The organism is uncultured Stenotrophomonas sp. (assembly GCF_963519925.1).
GTDB lineage: Bacteria > Pseudomonadota > Gammaproteobacteria > Xanthomonadales > Xanthomonadaceae > Stenotrophomonas > Stenotrophomonas maltophilia_AE.
In genome coordinates this window covers 1-19,597 of record NZ_CAUQPH010000038.1, presented here as the reverse complement: position 1 = coordinate 19,597, position 19,597 = coordinate 1, and the positions used below count along the sequence as shown (strand labels likewise).

General features: G+C 66.4%; 18 protein-coding genes and 1 pseudogene. 9 read left to right on the top strand and 10 right to left on the bottom strand.

What is annotated here, in order from left to right; genetic code table 11:
• Positions 1–26 precede the first annotated feature (26 nt).
• From RWO33_RS09375 to RWO33_RS09355, 5 genes are all read left to right on the top strand, one after another.
• Complete coding sequence (locus tag RWO33_RS09375) at positions 27–929, top strand: cation transporter (protein ID WP_314104580.1); 903 nt, start codon at positions 27–29, stop codon at positions 927–929.
• Between the two features lie 78 nt (positions 930–1,007).
• The gene (locus RWO33_RS09370; protein ID WP_068852612.1) at positions 1,008–1,220 is read left to right on the top strand and encodes a ParD-like family protein; all 213 of its coding nucleotides are present in this window, start codon (positions 1,008–1,010) and stop codon (positions 1,218–1,220) included.
• Positions 1,217–1,981, top strand: coding sequence for a type I methionyl aminopeptidase (gene map, locus RWO33_RS09365; RefSeq protein WP_314104577.1), 765 nt, complete (start codon positions 1,217–1,219; stop codon positions 1,979–1,981). Before RWO33_RS09370 ends, map begins: the two co-directional genes overlap by 4 nt.
• A gap of 361 nt (positions 1,982–2,342) precedes the next feature.
• The gene (locus RWO33_RS09360) at positions 2,343–3,392 is read left to right on the top strand and encodes a hypothetical protein (protein ID WP_314104575.1); all 1,050 of its coding nucleotides are present in this window, start codon (positions 2,343–2,345) and stop codon (positions 3,390–3,392) included.
• Positions 3,393–3,898: 506 nt separating this feature from the next.
• Positions 3,899–4,969 (top strand): hypothetical protein, encoded by a 1,071-nt coding sequence (locus RWO33_RS09355; RefSeq protein WP_314104573.1) that lies wholly within the window; start codon positions 3,899–3,901, stop codon positions 4,967–4,969.
• Positions 4,970–5,010: 41 nt separating this feature from the next.
• Here RWO33_RS09355 and RWO33_RS09350 read toward each other — a convergent pair whose 3' ends face one another.
• Together RWO33_RS09350 and RWO33_RS09345 are read right to left on the bottom strand one after the other, a co-directional pair.
• On the bottom strand, positions 5,011–5,787 hold the full coding sequence (locus RWO33_RS09350; RefSeq protein ID WP_314104570.1) for a LytTR family DNA-binding domain-containing protein: 777 nt from the start codon (positions 5,785–5,787) through the stop codon (positions 5,011–5,013).
• Positions 5,784–6,908, bottom strand: coding sequence for a histidine kinase (locus tag RWO33_RS09345; RefSeq protein WP_314104568.1), 1,125 nt, complete (start codon positions 6,906–6,908; stop codon positions 5,784–5,786). Before RWO33_RS09345 ends, RWO33_RS09350 begins: the two co-directional genes overlap by 4 nt.
• A gap of 189 nt (positions 6,909–7,097) precedes the next feature.
• Between RWO33_RS09345 and RWO33_RS09340 the strand changes: the two genes are divergently transcribed.
• The gene (locus RWO33_RS09340) at positions 7,098–7,445 is read left to right on the top strand and encodes a hypothetical protein (protein ID WP_314104566.1); all 348 of its coding nucleotides are present in this window, start codon (positions 7,098–7,100) and stop codon (positions 7,443–7,445) included.
• Between the two features lie 32 nt (positions 7,446–7,477).
• On the opposite strand, the gene RWO33_RS09335 is transcribed toward RWO33_RS09340, so the two are convergent.
• The 3 genes from RWO33_RS09335 to RWO33_RS09325 form a co-directional block, all read right to left on the bottom strand.
• Positions 7,478–8,143, bottom strand: coding sequence for a hypothetical protein (locus RWO33_RS09335; RefSeq protein WP_314104564.1), 666 nt, complete (start codon positions 8,141–8,143; stop codon positions 7,478–7,480).
• On the bottom strand, positions 8,140–8,886 hold the full coding sequence (locus tag RWO33_RS09330) for a hypothetical protein (RefSeq protein ID WP_314104562.1): 747 nt from the start codon (positions 8,884–8,886) through the stop codon (positions 8,140–8,142). The genes RWO33_RS09335 and RWO33_RS09330 overlap by 4 nt, the downstream gene beginning before the upstream one ends.
• A 241-nt stretch (positions 8,887–9,127) precedes the next feature.
• On the bottom strand, positions 9,128–10,048 hold the full coding sequence (locus tag RWO33_RS09325; RefSeq protein WP_314104560.1) for a LysR substrate-binding domain-containing protein: 921 nt from the start codon (positions 10,046–10,048) through the stop codon (positions 9,128–9,130).
• Positions 10,049–10,181: 133 nt separating this feature from the next.
• Here RWO33_RS09325 and RWO33_RS09320 point away from each other — a divergent pair, with 133 nt between their 5' ends.
• Entirely contained in the window at positions 10,182–10,574 is a 393-nt protein-coding gene (locus RWO33_RS09320; RefSeq protein ID WP_145477421.1) for a RidA family protein, read from the top strand.
• A 439-nt stretch (positions 10,575–11,013) separates the two neighbouring features.
• A complete protein-coding gene (locus RWO33_RS09315) occupies positions 11,014–13,188 on the top strand; it encodes a hypothetical protein (protein WP_314104558.1) in 2,175 nt (724 codons plus the stop codon).
• Here RWO33_RS09315 and RWO33_RS09310 read toward each other — a convergent pair.
• Positions 13,171–13,377, bottom strand: a complete 207-nt coding sequence (locus RWO33_RS09310) for a hypothetical protein (protein WP_314104557.1) — start codon at positions 13,375–13,377, stop codon at positions 13,171–13,173. The two genes, RWO33_RS09315 and RWO33_RS09310, sit on opposite strands and share 18 nt — an antisense overlap.
• A gap of 98 nt (positions 13,378–13,475) precedes the next feature.
• On the opposite strand from RWO33_RS09310, the gene RWO33_RS09305 reads away from it, so the two are divergent.
• Positions 13,476–14,372 (top strand): LysR substrate-binding domain-containing protein, encoded by an 897-nt coding sequence (locus RWO33_RS09305; RefSeq protein WP_314104556.1) that lies wholly within the window; start codon positions 13,476–13,478, stop codon positions 14,370–14,372.
• A gap of 32 nt (positions 14,373–14,404) precedes the next feature.
• Here the strand turns inward: RWO33_RS09305 and RWO33_RS09300 are convergent, their stop codons facing one another.
• From RWO33_RS09300 to RWO33_RS09285, 4 genes and pseudogenes are all read right to left on the bottom strand, one after another.
• Positions 14,405–15,172 (bottom strand): YggS family pyridoxal phosphate-dependent enzyme, encoded by a 768-nt coding sequence (locus RWO33_RS09300; RefSeq protein WP_314104554.1) that lies wholly within the window; start codon positions 15,170–15,172, stop codon positions 14,405–14,407.
• Positions 15,173–15,498: 326 nt separating this feature from the next.
• The gene (locus RWO33_RS09295) at positions 15,499–16,005 is read right to left on the bottom strand and encodes a hypothetical protein (protein ID WP_314104553.1); all 507 of its coding nucleotides are present in this window, start codon (positions 16,003–16,005) and stop codon (positions 15,499–15,501) included.
• A gap of 208 nt (positions 16,006–16,213) precedes the next feature.
• Positions 16,214–19,330, bottom strand: coding sequence for an error-prone DNA polymerase (locus RWO33_RS09290; RefSeq protein ID WP_314104552.1), 3,117 nt, complete (start codon positions 19,328–19,330; stop codon positions 16,214–16,216).
• Positions 19,327–19,597: pseudogene (locus RWO33_RS09285) on the bottom strand (DNA polymerase Y family protein); the annotation flags it as partial. The gene RWO33_RS09290 and the pseudogene RWO33_RS09285, both read right to left, overlap by 4 nt.

The following is a 19,597-nucleotide window of genomic DNA, read 5'->3' as shown; positions in this document are numbered from 1 at the left end:
GCCACGGCCAGGATCTTCGGCAGGCGATGGATACGGCACGCGAGCAGCGGATCCTCAAGTTTTCAATCGGAGTCACGGTGGCGGTCAGCGCCACCGGCTTCATCGGCGGCCTGCTGGTGGGGTCGCAGGCGATCCTGTTCGACGGTGTGTACAGCCTGGTCGACGTGGCCCTGACCTTGGTGGCATTGGCGGTGCTTCGATTGTTGGGCCGCGAGGGCAGCCCGCGCTTCCAGTACGGGTACTGGCACCTGGAACCGATGGTGGAGGCGCTGGGCGGGGCGATCCTGGCGCTGGCGTGCATCTATGCGCTGGCCAATTCGATCATCGGCCTGACCACCGGCGGGCACGTGGTGCGAGCAGGGCCTGCCCTGATGTGGGCGACCCTGTTGTGCGTGAGCAACCTGGGCATGGCCGCCTTCGTGCGCGTGCATGCGGCGCGGTTGCGTTCGCCACTGCTGTGGCTGGACGTACGGGCGTGGCTGCTCAGCGGCATGATGAGCCTCGCCGTGGTGCTGGCGTTTGCCCTGGCGCTGCTGCTGGAAGACGGCGACCACGCGCACTGGATTCCGTTCCTCGATCCGCTGGTGCTGGCGATCATCAGCCTGGCGGTGTTGCCGGTGCCCCTGCGCGGTGCGTGGAAGGCCATGCGTGAAGTGCTGCAGGTGGCGCCCGACACCCTGGATGCCCGCGTGCAGACGGTGATGACGCAGTTCATCGCCGAGCATGGCTACCTGGGCTTCACCAGCCATGTCGCCAAGATGGGGCGCATGCGCTTCGTCGAGATCCACATCCTGAGCCACCCCGACACGGTGATCGGCACCATCGGCAGCGTGGATGCGCTGCGCGATGAGATTGCCGAGCGCCTGGATGCGCGGGGGAGTGAGTTCTGGTTGACGATTGATTTCACCGCGGATCCGGCCTGGACCTGATGCCGCTGGGCTGAGAGGCCTGACAGTTCGATACGTTTCATATACGATACGTATATATCGATCTTTCTGGAGCTCCCCATGGGCATCGTCAACATTGATGACGAACTGCACGACAACCTGCGCCGCGCCAGCGGCGTCTCCGGCCGTTCCATCAATGCGCAGGCCGGGTTCTGGATCAAGGTGGGCATGCTGTGCGAGATGAATCCGGGCATGTCCTACCAGGAGATCGTGAACCGTGAACTGCGGGCGGCGGGGGTGGATCCCGGTGCCCTGCGGGTGGCGGTCGCGTGATCAAGACGGTTGAGGAACAGGCGCTGATGCGGGCGTCCGGACGTTTGCTGGCCTCGGTGTTCGAGGCGCTGGACCAACTGCCACTGGAAGGCATGAGCACGCTGCAGGTCAACGACTGGGTAGAACGCTTCATTGTCGATGAGCTGCACGCGCGTCCGGCCAGCAAAGGGCAGTATGGGTTCGGCTACGTACTCAACAGTTCCATCGACAACGTGGTGTGCCATGGCGTCCCTTCGGCAGACGACGTGCTGCGCAGTGGCAGTATCGTCAATCTGGACATCACGCTGGAGAAGGATGGTTTCATTGCCGATTCCAGCAAGACCTACCTGATCGGCGAGGTCGATTTCCAGGCGAAGCGTCTGGTGCGGGTGACCCGCGAAGCGATGTGGAAGGGCATTGCCCTGGTGCGCCCCGGCGCGACGCTGGGCGATGTGGGCTTTGCCATCCAGCAACATGCCAAGGCGCATGGGTACAGCGTGGTGCGCGAGTTCTGCGGGCATGGCATTGGCCGCGAGATGCACGAAGAGCCGCAGGTGCTGCATTACGGAAAGCGCGGCACCGGCGTGGAGCTCGAAGCCGGCATGACCTTCACCATCGAGCCGATGATCAACCAGGGGCGGGCGGCGATCGACATGAGTGAGGATGGCTGGACTGTGACCACGCGCGACGGAAAGCTGTCGGCGCAGGCGGAGCACACGGTGCTGGTTACCGACACCGGTGTGGAAGTGCTGACCTTGCGCAGCGACGAACGCGGGTTGTGACGCGGGGACGTCCGTCACATCCGTCACCCTGGCGCCGGGCCCTGCCCATCTGAAACATCCGATCCCATTTGTAGCGCCGGGCTCTGCCCGGCCGGGACGTCCAACATGGTCGGCAGCCGGGCAGAGCCGGGCTCTACGCCGGGATAACACTTCCCGGATTATGTTGAAGCCTCACGGGGGTGAATCGCGAGCAGTGAGCTGCGCTCAACGGGCCTTGCGTTGCCGTGTCCCATGCGTGGATTTCTGTTCGGTGCAGCCTTCGGGGCCGGTGTGCCGATTCGTCGTGCATGTCTCCCATGCTTGCGATCCAGTTGGTCGATGAGTCCTGACCGCAGGTTGTCCAACATGGGAGTGAATGACGATGAGCAGCGATAGCCTCGAAGGCTTCAATATCGTAGTGAGCCAACCGTCCCTGAGCGAGGACGGGCCAAAATCGAACAAGCCCTGGAAATACCTGAGCAAGTTCCAGCTAACCTGCCAGGGGTACGACAAGGTGCGCTGCACGGTCTACGCCAACGGTAGGCAGCAGGTCCCGATACAGATCAATGTCGAAGCTCGCGACGAGGACGGCGTAATCGTGGACGTCAACCATGCTGGTCTGTATCTCTATCTGTGTAAATATGACGACATTGATGTGTTTCCTACCGAGCTGGGGCGTACGGCTACGGAGGACCGGCGATTCGTCTATGACGGGACTGTTCAAAGCGCCTCTACCGGCGTAGAGGCGAGCGCGGGAATGGTAGGTGCATTCGAAGAGGATGAGCGGGTTCAATACGTCAGACAGTTCGTTACCGCAAAGAAGGTCGGCACCTACAAACTCGCTGTCCGCTGCAGGTCGCCTGACAAGGTAATATTCGTAACAAACACGCCAAACCCGCCGGAGGGAAAGTTCGATAGCTGGCTGCTCATCGATGCGCGGGAGCCGGTTCCGATTCGCTGGGAAGAGTTTGGAATGTCGCGCGAGGACGCCTACAACAATAGTAAATGGGACCTTGATCTATACTACATTTATTTCAAGGACGCTAATCTCAGGATCGTGGATAGCGTCAGCTATGGATTCCCCGTCAACGACATGCCGCATTACTCTTGGAACAAGGGCGGCAAGCAAATCCACCACGTCACCTATCGGGCAAATGAGCGCAGGATGGTGCGGCATCGTTCATGTGCAGATCCCAGCAACTATCTCAACTTCTATGTCAATTCGCGCGCGGGGCAGGCAACCGCGGCACGCGTCACGGATACGCGTCCATGCGGAAGTTTTCATTCCGATCCACGTGTGATGGGATACATCGACCAATATGGAAATGAAAGCAAAGTCATGATCAAGGGATCTTCCAACGGGAATACATTGCACCTGCGAGATCCGAACAGCAAAGATGACGAGACGATCGAGGACGAGATCGGCGAATAGGTCAGCGCGCCAGCAGTAGATGCTGCGCCCTGACAGGGCGATATGAAGTCTATTGATCTGTATATCGGTACCCGTCTCAGAACCAGGATGGGCGCCGTTATAGCGGCGCCGGTGGATCCGGCGCCGTGCAAATGGTGGTCGCGTCGTCATGACTGCCCCGGGGGACTGATCCGGCGCAGCGAAGTAACGCCAGGTTTGCCTGTATCGGGCACCGTAACGCCGGGCGCTGCCCGGCCGGGATGTCCGACAGGGGGTGGGCAGCCGGGCAGAGCCCGGCTCTACGCCCGGATAACACTTCCCGGATTATGGTGGGGCCTCACGGGGGTGAATCGCGAGCAGTGAGCTGCGCTCAACCGGCTTTGCGTTGCCGTGTCCTGTGCGTGGATTTCTGTTCGGTGCAGCCCTTGGGGCCGGTGTGCCGATCCGTCGTGCGTGCCTCCCATGCTTGCGATCCAGCTGGTCGATGCGTCCTGACCGCAGGTTGTCCAACATGGGAGTGAATGACGATGAGCAGCGATGGGTTTGAAGGGGACGGGATCGTGGTCAATCAACCGGAGCTCAGCAGCGACGGGCCGAAATCGAACAAGCCGTGGACTCACCTGACCAGGTTCGAGCTGACCTGCCAAGGGATGGACAAGGTCCGGTGTCCGGTCTATGCCAACGGGCGCCAACAGATTCCGGTCCAGATAACGATCGTGGCGCGTGATGAGGACGGGGTCGTGGTGGATGTAAATCACGCCGGCCTTTACCTGTATCTATGCCTGTACGACAACATCGATGTGTTCCCGACGGACCTGGGCCGCTCGGGGGTGCAGGATTCCCGGTTCATCTACAACTGGACCACGGCGAATGCCACGGAATGGGCCGGATCCAGCGATGATGGACTCTTGCCACCTGAGGACACCAGGCAAGCCCAGGTAGTCAAGCAGTATGTCAGCGCAAACAAGGTAGGCACGTACAAGCTCGCCGTTCGGTGCAGGTCGCCGGGAAAAGTCATATTCGCGACCAATACTCCGAACCCACCGCCCGGGAAGTTCGACAGCTGGTTGCTCGTCGATGCGCGGCAACCGGTTGCGATCGGCTGGGACAAATTTGCCATCACCAGCCCCAGAGATGCGCACAACAGCGGTCCCCTCGATGTCGACCTGTATTACGTGTACTTCAACGACAAGGATAATACAGCGTTGAAGATCGTTGACTCGATTCACTACAGCGAAAACGCTGACATCTGCCATTACGCCTGGATAAAGGGGTCGTTCCGGATGGAGCAGGCAGCTTTCAAGGTGCTGCACAGACGGCTGGTGACATACCACTCGTGTGGCTACTATGCGACCTTCTTTGTTGGAGAGCGGCCGGGCGCGGCAGATGTTGGCCGCATCCGCAATTCGAATGGCAAGCCGTGCGGAAATAAAAGCTACCACCACGGTCTGGTCGGGTACATCAATCAGTACGGCAACGAATCGAAGGTTGTCATCAGGGCATCCTCGGACGGAAATACCATTTCCCTGGGTAATCCTTCCAGGCCGGACGACTCCGCGCCCCCCGTGGATGAGGAAGCGGGATCTGCCGATGCTTAGCCCGGTGCGGCGGTAGTGGCCCAGGCAGGCAGCTAGAAGCGTCAGGTTGCACGCGTCGAGACCAGCTTGAGGAACGCTTCATTCTGGTAGCGGCTCATGCGCAGCTGCTGCCCGGTGTCCAAGGTCACCACATGGTGGCCGTTGAACCACGGGTGGATGGCTTTGACCCGGCGGATGTTGACGATGGCGGAGCGGTGGACCCGCGCGAAATGGCGCGGGTCCAGTCGCGCGGCGAGGGCGGCCATGGTGCCGCGGTGTTCGTGCATGCCGCTGGCGAGGTGGATTTCCACGGTGTTGCGCGCGGCCTTGACCCAGATGATGTCGTCCACGTCGATCAGCACGACGTGTTCATCCACCCGCACCGGGATGCGCTGCAGGTAGGCCTCGCGCTGGCGCAGTGCGTCCAGTGCCTGCAGGATCTGCGTGGTCGCCTGTGCGCTGCTGCCGGTTGGTTGTGCCAGCCGCTGGCGTACACGCTGCAGGGTGGCGGCGAAGCGCTCGCGGCTGAAGGGTTTGACCAGGTAGTCCACGGCGTTGGCTTCGAAGGCCTTTACCGCGTACTGCTCATACGCGGTGACGAACACGGTGGCCGGCATGCGCTCGGCGCCGATGGTCGCTACTACGTCCAGTCCGGTGATTGCCGGCATATGGATGTCCAGGAACACCAGGTCCGGTGATCGGTCGCGTATCGCCTTTACCGCCGACACGCCGTCGCCGCATTCGCCCAGCAGTTCCAGCGCCGGGTCTTCGGTAAGCAGGCGCACGATCGCGCGCCGGGCGATTGGCTCATCGTCCACCACCAGTACCGTGATGCTCATGCGGGTGCGGCCCCGGCGTGGAATTCGGGCTCATCGTCCAGTGCGCCGAGTTCGCGGAACGGCAGCCGCACGCGGCAGGCGACGCCTTCGGGCCAGGTCATGTCCAGCCGTACGTCGGCGGCATCGCCGTAGAGTTCCTTCAGGCGCAGCCGCGTGTTGGACATGCCGATGCCGTGCCCTGCCGGTGCGCCGGGCGTGGCGTCGAGGGTGCTGTTGCGGTTGCGAACTTCAATGCACAGCACATCGCCGTCGCGGCGAGTTTCGATTTCGATCACATCGCTGCCGACGCGCTGCCCGATCCCGTGGCGCACCGCATTTTCCACCAGCGGCTGCAGCAGCAGGCTGGGCACGGCGCAGTCGAGCGTGTCCGGGGCGATGTAGGTACGCGTGGTGAGACGGTCCTTGAAGCGGATGCGCTGGATGCCCAGGTACAGTTCGATCAGGTCCAGTTCCTGGCGGAGCGGAATCTCCTGGCCGTCGTAGTCTTCGAGGAAGGCGCGCAGCAGCTCGCTCAGCCGCAGCAGCATGTCCTCGGCCGAGACCGTGTCTTCGTCGAGCAGGGTGATGATCGCGTGCAGCGTGTTGAACAGGAAATGCGGCTGCAACTGCGACTTCAGGGCCAGCAGCCGCGATTGTGCCAGTTCGGTGGCCAGCCGGCTGGCCACCACTTCGCGGCGTGCCTTCTCGGCCTGGAAGTGCAGGGCCTGCTGCAGTGCGAACAGGGCCCAGTAGGTGAGCAGGCCGATGGCGAAGTGCTGGGCCAGGAAGTAGCCCAGCTGTTCAAGGAAGCCGCTGGGCTCGAACAGGGTGGAGGCCAGTGCACCGATCAGCATGGCGCCGAAGGTGACCGCCAGGCTGGCCAGGATCTGCCGGCCCAGGCCGAGCAGGCGGCGGGAGGGGTCGATCGGATAGCGCTCGGCCAGCCGGAATACCAGCGGCGCCAGCGCGGCCCAGGTGAGCCACTGGATCATCGCCCAGCGCAGGTGCACGAGGAACGGCCAGCTGTCGCCGTGCAGCCCGTCACTGAGCGAGTGCTGCACGGCAAATACCAGCACCACGGCGCTCCACAGCAGCAGGTAGCGGGTCAGGCCGATCGAAGTGCTGCCAAGACGAACGTTCATGGCCGGTATCCGAAGCGCCCGGCACGGCGGGGCAGGGTCATCTTAGGCGTGCGGGCGGCTGCCCGGAAAGCGCCATGATCCCCCATTACGATTGGTCCTGCCGGGACGACGATTGGTCCCGGATCGGTGGCGGGCGCGTGCCCGGGCACGGCCAGATGGCAGCGAACCCCAACCGCCGGAGACGCCGCCATGTTCCCTGTCCGCCTTGCCGTCCTGTCCAGCCTGCTGCTCGCCAGCGCCACGCACGCGGCCGCGCCGCGCTATCTCACCCTGCTCAACCGTGCCCACGACAGCATCACCACCCTGGAGGTGGCCGCTGCAGGCAGCGATGCGTTCGAGCAACGACCGATCGATGCCATCGACGGTGGCGGCGGCAGCACGACTGTGCGCCTGGGCGACACCGGCTGCCGCTTCGACCTGCGCCTGCAGTTCCGCAACGGACGCAGAGCCCTGTACCGCGACGTCAACACCTGCAAGGGCGACACCCTGGTGATCACCCTGATCGAGGCTGCTCCACGCAATGCAGGTAGCCGCTAGCTCCCTCCCGGGATGGCGCTACGCGGGGTGGATCACTCGCGTGCGTTGCCGTTTGCTTCGAAACCGGCACGCTGCGCCGGGTAAGGAACCACCTGCAGCTGGCCGGCCGCCAGCAGCGGGCGCAGGCGGGTGACTTCCTTGCCGAAGTAGATCGAGGCGCCGCCTGGACCGTACAGGGCGGTGGACTGCGAGGTGATCGTCCTGTCGTCCTTGCCTACCTGGGTCGGGTCTGGGCGCAGCAGCAGGTAGGCAGGTGCGCCGGGACGGGCGCGATCGATGAACACGCTCAACGAGTACTCGTTGCTGCGGCGGACGAACGCGGTGAAGGGGTGCTGCTTCACGGGATGGAAGCCGGCATCGAGCAGCTCGGCGCTGGCAGCGAAGGTGCCGCCCTCGGAAAGCGAGACACGGATGTCGATCTCGGTCTGGCCCTGCAGTCCATCCAACCGGTACAGCGCCACCGGCATCGCCGCCCCGTCGAGGGTCACGCAGGCCGCCACCTCGGCAAACTCGAGGCGGCGGGTGCGGGCCTTCTCTTTCGGCGCCAGATAGGTGAGTGGATGGCTGGCCAGTTCGGCCAGCCCACCCACGCAACCGGACTGGATGTCCGGGGCCGCTGCGCGGTAGACCTGGTGGCCGCAGGCGGGCAGCGCCGCGACGACGCAGGCCAGCAGCGCGACGCGGGCGCCTGGCTTCACAGCTGCTGGACCAGGGCGTCGCTGGTGCGGTCGATGGCGAGCTTGATGCCCTCCACGGTATCGACGCCGGCCGCTTCCAGTTCGTCGAAATCGGCATAGGCAAAGCGCCGCGGTTCCGGTTCCAGGGTGATCACCTTGGCCTGGTTCTGCACGTTGTTGTAGGCCACCACGTCGGTGAAGTAGTTCTGCTTGCCATCGCGGCTGACCAGGCGCGCGGCGACCTTCAGGGTCGGACGGTACGGCGCGTTGTCGCCCGCACCGGCGGCGGCGTACCCGACGAAGTCCATGTTGAGGTCGAGCTGGGCATCGGCCTGCGTGGTGCTGGCGTACTGCTTGCGCAGCCCGAAGCTGCCGCGCTGGGTTTTCGCATTGGGGCCGTCGACCAGGGCAGCCGGCCAGATCAGGGTGTAACCGCGCTCGCCCATGCGCTGGGTCAGGCTCTGCTTGAAGTACACGCCGGGGTCGAACTGCGCGGAGGCGAATGCCGCCTGCAGCTTGCCGCGCTTGTTGGCCATGTCGGTAGCGACCACGATGCCGCCCACCAGGCCGCCGATGCTGGCGCCGGGGTGGTTCATCATCAGCACGTCGACCTGATAGGGCTGGGCCGGCAGGACCACGATGGTCTTGATCGGCGGAGTGGCATCGCGGTTATAGGACTGCTGTGGTGGCAGGCTGGCGCAGCCACTCAGCGCGGCAGCGACGACAATACCCATGCACCAACGACGGAAAGCCAAACGCTTCATCAGATATCCCCCTGGATAATGTTGGCCCGGGAGAGTCCGCCACGCATGGCCGTGCAGAACCTGCCGCCCCCGCGACGGGTCGATCCTCCCCCAGGATCCGTTCCGGAAAGTTCCGGGACCGGGCGAGATTAGCCTAGCTGAATCCACCTCGCCAGTGGGTGACCGGAAAACCTGCTGCACTTGCGGCCGGAGTTAATACCTGTCATGTGCGGAGATAATCGGCTGCCTCCCCCTATGGCGATCAAGGGCGCGTGGTTACAGGCACGTGGACGGCCATCAGCGCCGCGACCCAGTCGACGAACACACGCAGCTTGGCGCTGACGTGGCGGTTGGGGCGGAAGGCGATGTGCAGTGGCATTGGGTCCACCGTCCAGTCGGTGAGGACGCGCACCAGTTCGCCGCGTTCGGCATGCGCGGCGGCCACGTACTCCGGCAGCCAGAGCACGCCCAGGCCGGCGACGCCGGCGGCGAGGTAGGCGTTGCCGTCGTCCACCGCCAGGACGTAGCGGCCGTGCACGGTGGTTATTTCGTCGCCGCTGTGCAGGATGTAAGGCATGACGCCGGCCTTGCGTGAGCCCCGGTAGCCGACGATGCGATGCGGCTCGGCTTCCAGTGCCTGCGGATGCTCCGGCACGCCCAGCGCGTCGAGGTAGGCGGGTGCGGCGTAAAGCCCGGCCTGCAGGTCGCCGATGCGCCGCGCCACCAGCGAGGGGTCCGTGAGTTCGCCGCCGCGGATCACGCAGTCCACGTTCTCATCGATCAGGTCCACGTTGCGGTCGCTGACCCCGAGGTCGAGCTGGATGTCGGGGTAGCGGGCATGGAACCCGGGCAGGGCGGGGACCAGCAGGAAGCGCGCGAGCGGCGCAGGCACGTCCACGCGCAGGCGGCCGCGCGGATTGGCGGCGAAACTGGAAAGGCTGGTCTCGGCATCGTCCAGGCTGGCCAGCAGCCGTGCGACGTGCTCGTAGTAGGCCGCGCCGTCGGCGGTGACGTTAACCTGCCGGGTGGTCCGGTTGAGCAGGCGCACGCGCAGCCGCGCCTCCAGCTGCTGTACCAGCTGGGTCACGGTGGTGCGGCTCATGTGCAGGGTGTGCGCGGCCTTGGTGAAGCTGCCGGTCTCCACGACGCGGGCGAAGGCCTGCATGGCATCGAAGCGGTCCATGGGAGGTTCCGGAAGCGGGGATTGTTTGGATTCTACAAACAGTGATGGTCAAGGTTGGTCGTTTATCCGCGATCGGGCAGTGCCTACCTTGGTGGCCTACCCACCATGGGCCCTCGGCCCCAAGGAGACAGCAATGGCAACCCGTGACGTCGTGTTCCCCCCGGGTCGGCAGGACCTGTATGCGAAGTACCGGTACTCGCCGGCGGTGCGCGCCAATGGCCTGCTGTTCGTGTCCGGCCAGGTCGGCAGCCGCGAGGACGGTTCGCCGGAGCCGGGCCTGGAACCGCAGGTGCGCAGGCTGTTCGAGAACCTCAACGCGGTGCTGGCCGAAGCCGGCTGCACGTTCGATGACGTGGTCGACGTGACCGTTTTCATGATCGACCCGGACCGGATCCTGGAGCAGGTGTGGCCGGTGGCGCTGGAATACTGGGGCGAGGCACCGCATCCGGCCCTGACCGCGGTGGGCGTGACCTGGCTCAGCGGCTTCGATGTGGAATTCAAGGTCGTTGCCAAGCTGCCCGGGTGAGGTGAGCACGGCAGGCCAGCGCAGCGGCCTGCCGTCTTCGATCAGGCTCATCGCGAGCGTGGGGGGCCCCGCCGCGGCCGGCAGGCCCCTATGCAAATGTCCCCCGGCGTCGGCCTGCGGCCGCCACCTCCTCCTTTACTTTGCCAGGGACCTACCGGCCGCGACGGGGCTCGGCTTGCGGTTCGCGATGGAAAAGCGGATGTCACGGCCCCACCGGCAGCCGCGTCTGCCGCAGCGCGCGTTCCCCTCAGATGGGAGAAGAACCCGCGCCCTTCATGATCAATTACCGGGTCGATGATCTCGACGGGTTGCTGGCGAGGCTGATGGCGTGGGACCCGGAGCGACGCGTCGGTTGAGCGTGGCGGGAATGCGTCTTCACGCGGCTCCGGCGCGCGGTTGTCGATAGTGGCGGTGTCATTCCGTTACCTCGCAGATTTCCATGCCCTTGATTCCCGAGCGCGTCCGGCGCTGGCCGCGGCCATGGCGCGTGGCGTTGTTCTCGTTGCTGGCCCTGTACGCGCTGTACCTGCTGGCGGGCAATGTGTTCCTCAACACGCCGCTGTTCAATGCGGTCACCAATCGCAAGCCTGAAAAGTTCACTCTGGAAACCGGGCCGGCGCTGACCCTGATGCCCGGGCATGCGTTCGTCTGGAACATCCGCATCCGTGGCCAAGCCAACCACACGGTCTACGTTTTCCGCGCGGACCGGGCCAGTGCGTGGATTTCGCTGGTGCACCTGTTCAAGCGCGAGGTGCGCATCCCGAGCATCGACGCGACCGGCGTCGAATCGGAGATCGAGCGCGTGGAAAAGGCGATTCCGCCGCCACCGCGCGGCGATCGTGGCTGGAACATCCGGCTGGATGCGATCCACAGCGACAGCATCCGCAGCGGGCGCTTTGGCAAGCTGCTGATCGTCGGCCAAGGCCACGGCACCGTGGGCTTCCAGAAGCAGACCAAGGGCGGTCCGTCGGAACTGTTCGATTCCACCGCCGGCTTCGAGCAGGCCACGATCAGCTATGACGGGATGACGCTGCTTGATGAAGCGCATATCGCGTCGCGCTTCCACTACCCGCGGCATTACCGCGATGAGGCGCCCGGCCTGCGCAAGCTCGGCATTACCTTCGCCGAGCTGCAGATGGACGGACGCAGCCAGGCGATCAACATCGACACCTCCGGCCCGCACGTCAAGGTGGGCAGCATGCCGGCCGAAGCACGGCTCAACGCGACGCTGACCATGGACCGGGGCCTGCTGCAGCCCGGCAGCCGGCTGGTGTGGCGGGTGCCGGTGCATGCCGGCGTGCATGCGCCCGACCGCGGGCTGCTGTCGCTGCAGCTGGACGTGGCCCAGGACATCCGCGTGCAGGCGCGGCTGCCGCGTGATCCGGACACCGGCAGCGAGCTGCATGCCGACCTGCGCGTGAGCGGGCGACGGATTCCGTTCGAGGCGCCGGCGGAACTGCTGCCACGCCTGTCCGGTCAGGTGAAGGGTGCGTGGCGCTTCGATTCGTTGAACTGGATCGCCGACCTGTTCGTGCGCAAGCCGTGGTTCCGGCTGGATGGCGGTGGCCTGCTCGAGGGCGATCTGAAGATCGTGGACGGCGCGCTGGCGCCCGGCAGTCGCGTGGACGTGCCGAAGGTGGTGGCGGTGTCCGAGGTGGCCGGGGTGCGCATGCAGGGTGAGGCCAGTGCAGTGGGCCGCATCGTGGAGGACGCGCCACCGCAGGCCGAACTGCAGGTGGCCATTCCGCAGTTCCGCGCCGCGCCGGTGGATGCGCCGAAGACGGTGCTGTTCGATGGCAAGGCGATGGCGCTGACCCTGCGCGGCGACGCGCGCCTGCAGCAGCTGCGCGATGGCATGCGCGCGCGCCTGCGCTTCAGCGATGCGCGCGTGCCGGACCTGACCGCCTACAACCGCTACGTGGGCGGCAACAACGTACGCCTGCTGGGCGGCACCGGCCTGCTCAGCGGCGATGTCGAACTCGATACCTCTGGCCGGGTTGGGCAGGGCCGCGCCGACCTGCGTGGCCGAGGCGCCCGCATGCAGGTGGCCGGCATGGCGCTGAGCGGTGATGCGCAGGTACAGGCGCGGCTGCAGCGGGCCGACCTGGACAACCGCCAGTTCGACCTCGGTGGAAGTACCGTGACCCTGCGCAATATCCAGGTCGATGGCGCGGGCGATGCGAACTGGTGGGGTGAAGTGGCGCTGCGCAGTGGGCATATCGATGCCGCCGCGCCGTACGAAGTCACCGCCCAGGCCGACCTGCGCCTGCGCGACGCGGGCCCGGTGCTGGGGGTGTTCGCCCAGCGCAGCGACTACCCGCGCTGGGTGCTGGGACTGCTCGATTCGGGCGAGGTGCAGGCGACCGGGCAACTGCGCTGGCGCCGCGACCACCTGGCGCTGGACGATCTGAAGGCCGAGAACGACCGGCTGTCGCTGCGGGCGCGGCTGGACATGGCCAAGGCCGGGAAGCGCGGCGACCTGTACGTGCGCTGGGGCGTGTTCGGCGCCGGCATCGAGCTGGACGGCGAACAGCGCAGCTGGCACCTCAAAGGCGCCCGCGAGTGGTACGACGGCCGCCCGCGGATCCTCCCCGCATCACCCCCGCAACCCTGACGTAGTGCCACGCCCTGCGTGGCAGATCCCAGCCGCGCCGGGCCGGTCATCCTCGACCGCCTGCCCGCATTCGCGCGGGCCGGTGGTGTGGGCCGCGTCCTCTGCATCCCTGGCGTCGACCAGCTGCCGGGCCAGCCCTGCGTCGGCGATATGCCCGTGCAGGAACAACAAGCCGCTGTAGATGTTCATGTGCGTCCTCCACTTGAGAGGAATTGACGATAGGCGCAGGATGCAGGGCGTAAAAGCGAGCATTTCGCAAGCTTTACTTGAGCTGGATTCAAGTCGCCATGTCCCGGATTCCGCTTCAGCCCCTGCAGAATTTCGTCACCGCCGCGCGCCTGGGCAACCTGACCCGGGCGGCCGACGCATTGAATCTCACCGTCAGCGCGCTCAGCCATCAGATGCGCCAGCTCGAGGAGCGGTTGGGCTATGCCCTGCTGCAGCGGCAGCCGCGCGGGGTCAAGCCGACGCCGGAGGGCCAGCGCCTGCTGGAACAGGTGGGCCCGCACCTGGATGCGATCGCGCAGGCATTGCAGCCGTTCGCGGCGCGCCACGACCGGGTGCTGTCGGTCAGCGCGCTGCCGTCGATGGCGTCGAACTGGCTGGTACCCAAGCTGGGCTCGTTCATGGCCGCGCACCCGGAGATTGAATTCAACCTGGAATCCAGCGAGCGCCTGATCGATTTCGAGCGGCAATTGCAGTTCGATGCGGCGCTGCGGGTGGGGGCAGGGCAGTGGCCAGGCCTGCATGCCGAACCGCTGTTCGACGAGTGGCTGGTGCCGATGGCCAGCCCGGCGCTGGTGGAGCGGATGGGCGGTGTGGATGCATGCCCGTTGTCGCAGTGGCCGCTGCTGGGCGATCCGGATGGCGAATGGAACCGTTGGCTGGCGCTGGTGGGCGACGCTGCGCCGTCGCGTTACGTGGCGATGTTCAACGATTCCGAGTCGCACCATCGCGCGGCGCTGGATGGCTTCGGGGTGGCGCTGGGACGGGTGACGCGGGCGCGGCTGCTGCTGGATTCAGGGCAGTTGATCGCCTTGTCGCCGCATCGGTTGAAGACGCGCTGGTCGCATTGGCTGGTGTACCCGTCGCGCTCGTCCACGCACCGCGGCTTCCTGGCGTTCCGTGAGTGGTTGCACGCGCAGGCACGCGAACACGCCACCCACATGGCCACCCTTTCGTAGAGCCACGCCCTGCGTGGCTGCGCGGTGCCCGATCAGCCAGCGCCCCCCGGCCAATACTGGCTATCCGGCGTACTCCGCGCGCCAAAAATCGCCTGGCCCACCCGCACCACGGTGGCGCCTTCTTCGATGGCGATCTCGAAATCCCCGGACATGCCCATCGACAGTTCATCGAGCGCGATCCCGGCCGGCAGCGTCGGGCGCAGGCGGTCGCGCAGTTCGCGCAGGCGCACGAAGCAGGGGCGGACCTGTTCGGGATCGGCGGAAAACAGCGCCAGCGTCATCAGGCCGCGCACGCGCAGCTGGGTGAAGGCGGGCAGCTGCTGGACGAAGTCCGGCACCGCGATCGGGTCCAGCCCGTACTTGCTGGCTTCGCCGGAGGTATTGACCTGCACGAACACCTCCAGCGTGCGGCCTTCCTGCGCCAGCCGCTGGTCGAGTGCCTGCGCGACGCGCAGGCTGTCCAGCGCCTGGAACTCGCTGGCGAAGCGGGCCACATCGCGGGCCTTGTTGGTCTGCAGATGGCCGATCACCGACCAGCGGATGCCGAGGTCGGCCATCGCGTCGGCCTTGCGCTTGGCTTCCTGCACCTTGTTCTCGCCCAGCGTGTCGCAGCCGGCGGCCACGGCCAGGCGCAGGCGTGCTTCGTCGACGGTTTTGCTGACCGGCAGCAGGCGCACGCTGCCAGGATCGCGTCCGGCGCGCGCGCAGGCGGCGGCGATGCGCGCATGCACCGCGGCCAGGTTGTGGCGGAAATCTTCGACGGTGGTGGCCTGGGGCCAGGCGGGAGCGGCGATGGACATGGCGTGTTCCGGAACAGGCACGGCTGCATTTTCGCATGGGCAGGCGAAATGGGTCCGCAACATTTCGTGCCCAGCGCAGCCCGCGTGGGCCGGCCAACGGCCGGCGCTACCGGTAGCCGAAGCCTACGGTTGATTGATCCCGATCCCGATGGGCCCGTAACAATTCGTAACCCCGGCCGTTGGCCGGATCGCCGTCCGCGCGGGTCGGTCAACGGCAGGCGCGACCAGTACCCGAAGCCCACGATCGATTGGTCCCGATCCCAATGGGCCCGTAACAATTCGTAGCCCCGGCCGTTGGCCGGATCGCCGCGCGCAGCGCGGCAGCATCAGGGCGCGGCAGCGGTTCCCGGGCGGATGTAATGCGACTGCCCGTTGTCGTTGAGGAAAATCAGCTCCGGCTTGCCCTGCCATGAGGTCAGCATGGCGCCGGTGCTGTTCTGGTGCTTGATCACCAGGGTGGCGCCGCGGTCGGGGTTGGCGGTGATCTTGAACACCTCGGTGGTGCCCTTGGCGTCGTCCAGTGTGAGCGAGGCTTCGTCGCCCACGTCGGCGGTGCCGTAGCTGCCGCGCTGGGAACCGTCGGCGCCCAGCAGGACCAGGCCGGACAACGGCGACGCGCGCGGGCCCTGCGGCACGCCCTTGCTGAGCGGGTCGGGCAGTGGCGCACCCAGGATCAGCCGGGCCTGGCCACGGCCGTCCTGGATGACCAGGCCGCGTGCGGTGATGACACGCTGGTCGGACTGGCTCTGATGCAGCCGCACGGCGGTGTAGCCGGAGACCAGCAGGGCCAGGCTGGACACGGCCAGGGTGGTGAGGGTGAGTGCGCGCGACATGACCGGTTCCGGATCCTTGGATGGCTGCGACGATAGCCGAAGGGGTGTTTGCGACACCAGTCAGGGAAATCTGTATCTGTGCTCGGCGTGAATCCGGTCACAAAGCAGCGGGGGCAGAGCCCCGCTCTACCAACAGAGCGCACCGCACCGCCGGCCAACAGGTAGTGCCGGGCGCTGCCCGGCAACCGCAGCACGGGATGGCAGCGCCTCAATGGAAATCGCGGCTGTGGGTGCGCACGCCGTCGATCAGCGTGTCCAGGTTGTGCATGCGCTGCACGATCAGGTGCTGCACGCCGTCGACGCGCTCCAGCCGGCCATCGATCTGCATCAGCCGGGCTTCCACCAGCACGCGGTGCTGGCGGTCTGCGGTCCTGCGCCAGACCACCGCGTTGACCATGCCGCACTCGTCTTCCAGGGTGAGGAAGGTGACCCCGCTGGCGGTCTGCGGGCGCTGGCGCATGCGCACCAGCCCGGCGAAACGCACGCTGCGCCCATGCGGCAACTGCGCCAGCTGGTCGGAGCGCTGGCAGCGCCGCGCCTGCAGGTCGGCGCGGATGAACGACACCATATGCTGGCCCAAGGTGGTGCCGGTGCTGTTGTAGTCCGCCTGCATGTCCTCGAAGGCGCTGGGTGCGGGCAATGCCACGTCCGCTTCGACCGTGGCACGCACGGCCTCGAACAGCGGCAGCGGTTTTTCCACGCCCGACACATCCCAGCGCGCGCGATGGCGATGCCCGCTCAGGCCCTTGAGCGCACCGGCGTCGGCCAGCAGGCCCTGGTGGCGGCGGTCCAGGCGTGCACGCTGGCTGAGGTCGGCCACGCTGTCGAAGGCATGCCGGGTGCGGGCCTGCACCAGCGCGTCGGCCACGTCTTCGCTGAAGCCATCGACCATGCGCAGGCCCAGCCGGATGCCAGGCAGGGCGCCCGCCTGCGTGGCCGGCACCAGGGTGCAGTTCCACGCGCTGTGGCGCACGTCCACCGGCAGCACCGGCACCCCGTGGCGACGCGCATCCTGCAGGATCTGGTCCGGGGTGTAGAAGCCCAGCGGCTGGCTGTTGACCAGGCTGGCGGCGAACGCGGACGGGTGGTGGCACTTCAGCCAGCAGCTCACATAGGTGATCAGCGCGAAGCTGGCGGCGTGGCTTTCCGGGAAGCCATAGCTGCCGAAGCCCTTGATCTGCTCGAACAGGCGCTCGCCGTAGTCGCGGCTGTAGCCACGCGCGGCCATGCCGGCGAGCAGTTTGTCGCGATGCGGTTCCAGGCCACCGTGGCGCTTCCAGGCGGCCATCGAGCGCCGCAGGGCGTCGGCTTCGCCGGGGCTGAAGCCGGCCGCGGCCACGGCCAGCTGCATCACCTGTTCCTGGAACAGCGGCACGCCCAAGGTGCGTTTGAACACCTTCTCCAGTTCCGGCGGGTAGTCGATCTCTTCGATGCCTTCTTCCTTGAGGCGTTTGCGGCGGTTGAGGTAGGGGTGGACCATGTCGCCCTGGATCGGCCCGGGACGCACGATCGCCACTTCGATCACCAGGTCGTAGAAGCAGCGTGGCTGCATGCGCGGCAGCATGGCCATCTGCGCGCGCGATTCGATCTGGAACACGCCCAGCGTGTCGGCGCGGCAGATCATGTCGTAGGTGGGGCCATCGCCGGCGGGCAGGCGGGCCATGCTCAACGGCTGCCCGTCGGCGCCGCGCACCCCCTGCTCGTACAGCATCGCCAGGCATTTGCGCACGGCGGTGAGCATGCCCAGGGCCAGGCAGTCCACCTTCATCAGCCCGGTGGCATCCAGGTCGTCCTTGTCCCACTGGATCACGGTGCGTTCGGCCATGGCCGCGTTCTCCACCGGCACCAGTGTCGACAGTGGATGTTCGGAAATCACGAAGCCGCCGGGGTGCTGGGACAGGTGGCGTGGGAAATCCACCAGTTCGGCGGTCAGCGACACCACCCGCCGCATCAGCGGGGTGTCCGGGTCGAAGCCGCGTTCGCGCAGCGCCTCGGGCAGCGGTTCGTGGCTGCTCCAGCGGTCCAGGCAGGCGGCCAGTTCGTTGACCTGGTCCGGCGGCAGGCCCAGCACGCGGGCGACGTCGCGCACCGCGCTGCGGCCGCGGTAGCTGATCGCCACGGCGGTGAGCGCGGCGCGTTCGCGGCCGTAGCGGTTGAACACGTACTGCAGCACTTCCTCGCGCCGTTCGTGTTCGAAATCGATGTCGATGTCCGGCGGTTCGTCGCGCTCTTCGGAAATGAAACGCTCGAACAGCAGTTCCATGTGGCTGGGGTCGATCTCGGTCACGCCCAGCACGAAGCACACCGACGAATTGGCCGCCGAGCCCCGCCCTTGGCACAGGATCTGCTGGCTGCGGGCGAAGCGCACGATGTCGTGCACGGTGAGGAAGTACGACTCGTACTGCTTGAGGTGGATCAGGCGCAGTTCGTGCTCGATCTGCCGGCGCTGCGCGTCGGTGGCGCCTTCGGGCCAGCGCCAGCGCATGCCTTCTTCCACCAGCGCGCGCAGCCAGCTGGCCGGGTCATGGCCGTCGGGCACCAGTTCGCGCGGGTAGGTGTACTGCAGCTGCGCCAGGTCGAACCGGCAGCGTTCGGCCACGCGCAGGGTTTCCTCCAGCAGCTCCGGCGGGTACAGCGCGGCCAGCGCCTGGCGGGTGCGCAGGTGGCGTTCGCCATTGGGGAACAGATGCCAGCCGGCGTCGGCGATGGTGCAGTGCCGGCGGATCGCGGTGAGCGTGTCCTGCAACGCACGGCGGCGGCGCACGTGCATGTGCACGTCGCCGCTGGCGACCACCGGCACGTCGTGTTCGTAACCGAATTCCAGCGCGGCTTCCAGCCGCTGCACATCGTCCGCTTCGCGGTGCAGCTCCAGCGCCAGCCACAGCCGGTGCGGAAACCGCGCCTGCAGCCAGGCGGCATCGGTGGCGGCGGGCGCGCGGTCGGCCCACAGGCACAGCAGTCCTTCGGGCAGGGCATCGAAGTCTCCACGCAGGCAGCGGTACTGGCCCTTGGCGGCGCGCCGGCGGCAGGTGGTGATCAGCTGGCACAGCCCGGCATAGCCGGCCAGGTCGGTGCACAGGAGCACGACCTTGGGGCCGTTTTCGATCTGGAATTCGGCGCCGATGATCAGTGCCAGCTGGTGCTTCTTCGCCGCCTGCCAGGCGCGCACGATGCCGGCCAGCGAACACTCATCGGTGATCGCCAGGGCGCGGTAGCCCTGTTCCTTCGCCCGCGCGAACAGTTCGTCGGCGATCGAGGCGCCGCGCTGGAAACTGAAGGCCGACAGGCAATGCAGTTCGGCGTAGTCGGGCAGGGCGCTGCTCATGCGAACCAGCCGTGCAGCATGAACGGTCCATGCCGCGCGCCGGCGGCGGTATAGGCCCAGCCACGCTGGCCCAGCGCGGTTTCCACCACGTAATAGTCGCGGCGCACATCGTCTTCGTCCCACCACCCCGATTCGATCCGTTCCGGCCCGGACAGGATGCGCAGGTCCGGGTCGTACAGCGGCTGCGGCGTGGCCAGCAGCCAGCCGGGGCGCAGCGGCAATGCCGGCGGCGGCCCCTTGGCGGCCGGGACGGTGGTGCCGGTGGCG

Coding starts and splice junctions, on each gene's coding strand:
- RWO33_RS09375 (WP_314104580.1), top strand. CDS start 27: ATGGATACGGCACGCGAGCAGCGGATCCTCAAGTTTTCAATCGGAGTC.
- RWO33_RS09310 (WP_314104557.1), bottom strand. CDS start 13,377: ATGAACATCTACAGCGGCTTGTTGTTCCTGCACGGGCATATCGCCGAC.
- RWO33_RS09325 (WP_314104560.1), bottom strand. CDS start 10,048: ATGGACCGCTTCGATGCCATGCAGGCCTTCGCCCGCGTCGTGGAGACC.
- RWO33_RS09330 (WP_314104562.1), bottom strand. CDS start 8,886: ATGAAGCGTTTGGCTTTCCGTCGTTGGTGCATGGGTATTGTCGTCGCT.
- RWO33_RS09305 (WP_314104556.1), top strand. CDS start 13,476: ATGTCCCGGATTCCGCTTCAGCCCCTGCAGAATTTCGTCACCGCCGCG.
- RWO33_RS09370 (WP_068852612.1), top strand. CDS start 1,008: ATGGGCATCGTCAACATTGATGACGAACTGCACGACAACCTGCGCCGC.
- RWO33_RS09340 (WP_314104566.1), top strand. CDS start 7,098: ATGTTCCCTGTCCGCCTTGCCGTCCTGTCCAGCCTGCTGCTCGCCAGC.
- RWO33_RS09315 (WP_314104558.1), top strand. CDS start 11,014: ATGCCCTTGATTCCCGAGCGCGTCCGGCGCTGGCCGCGGCCATGGCGC.
- RWO33_RS09290 (WP_314104552.1), bottom strand. CDS start 19,330: ATGAGCAGCGCCCTGCCCGACTACGCCGAACTGCATTGCCTGTCGGCC.
- RWO33_RS09320 (WP_145477421.1), top strand. CDS start 10,182: ATGGCAACCCGTGACGTCGTGTTCCCCCCGGGTCGGCAGGACCTGTAT.
- RWO33_RS09360 (WP_314104575.1), top strand. CDS start 2,343: ATGAGCAGCGATAGCCTCGAAGGCTTCAATATCGTAGTGAGCCAACCG.
- RWO33_RS09345 (WP_314104568.1), bottom strand. CDS start 6,908: ATGAACGTTCGTCTTGGCAGCACTTCGATCGGCCTGACCCGCTACCTG.
- RWO33_RS09295 (WP_314104553.1), bottom strand. CDS start 16,005: ATGTCGCGCGCACTCACCCTCACCACCCTGGCCGTGTCCAGCCTGGCC.
- RWO33_RS09350 (WP_314104570.1), bottom strand. CDS start 5,787: ATGAGCATCACGGTACTGGTGGTGGACGATGAGCCAATCGCCCGGCGC.
- RWO33_RS09300 (WP_314104554.1), bottom strand. CDS start 15,172: ATGTCCATCGCCGCTCCCGCCTGGCCCCAGGCCACCACCGTCGAAGAT.
- RWO33_RS09355 (WP_314104573.1), top strand. CDS start 3,899: ATGAGCAGCGATGGGTTTGAAGGGGACGGGATCGTGGTCAATCAACCG.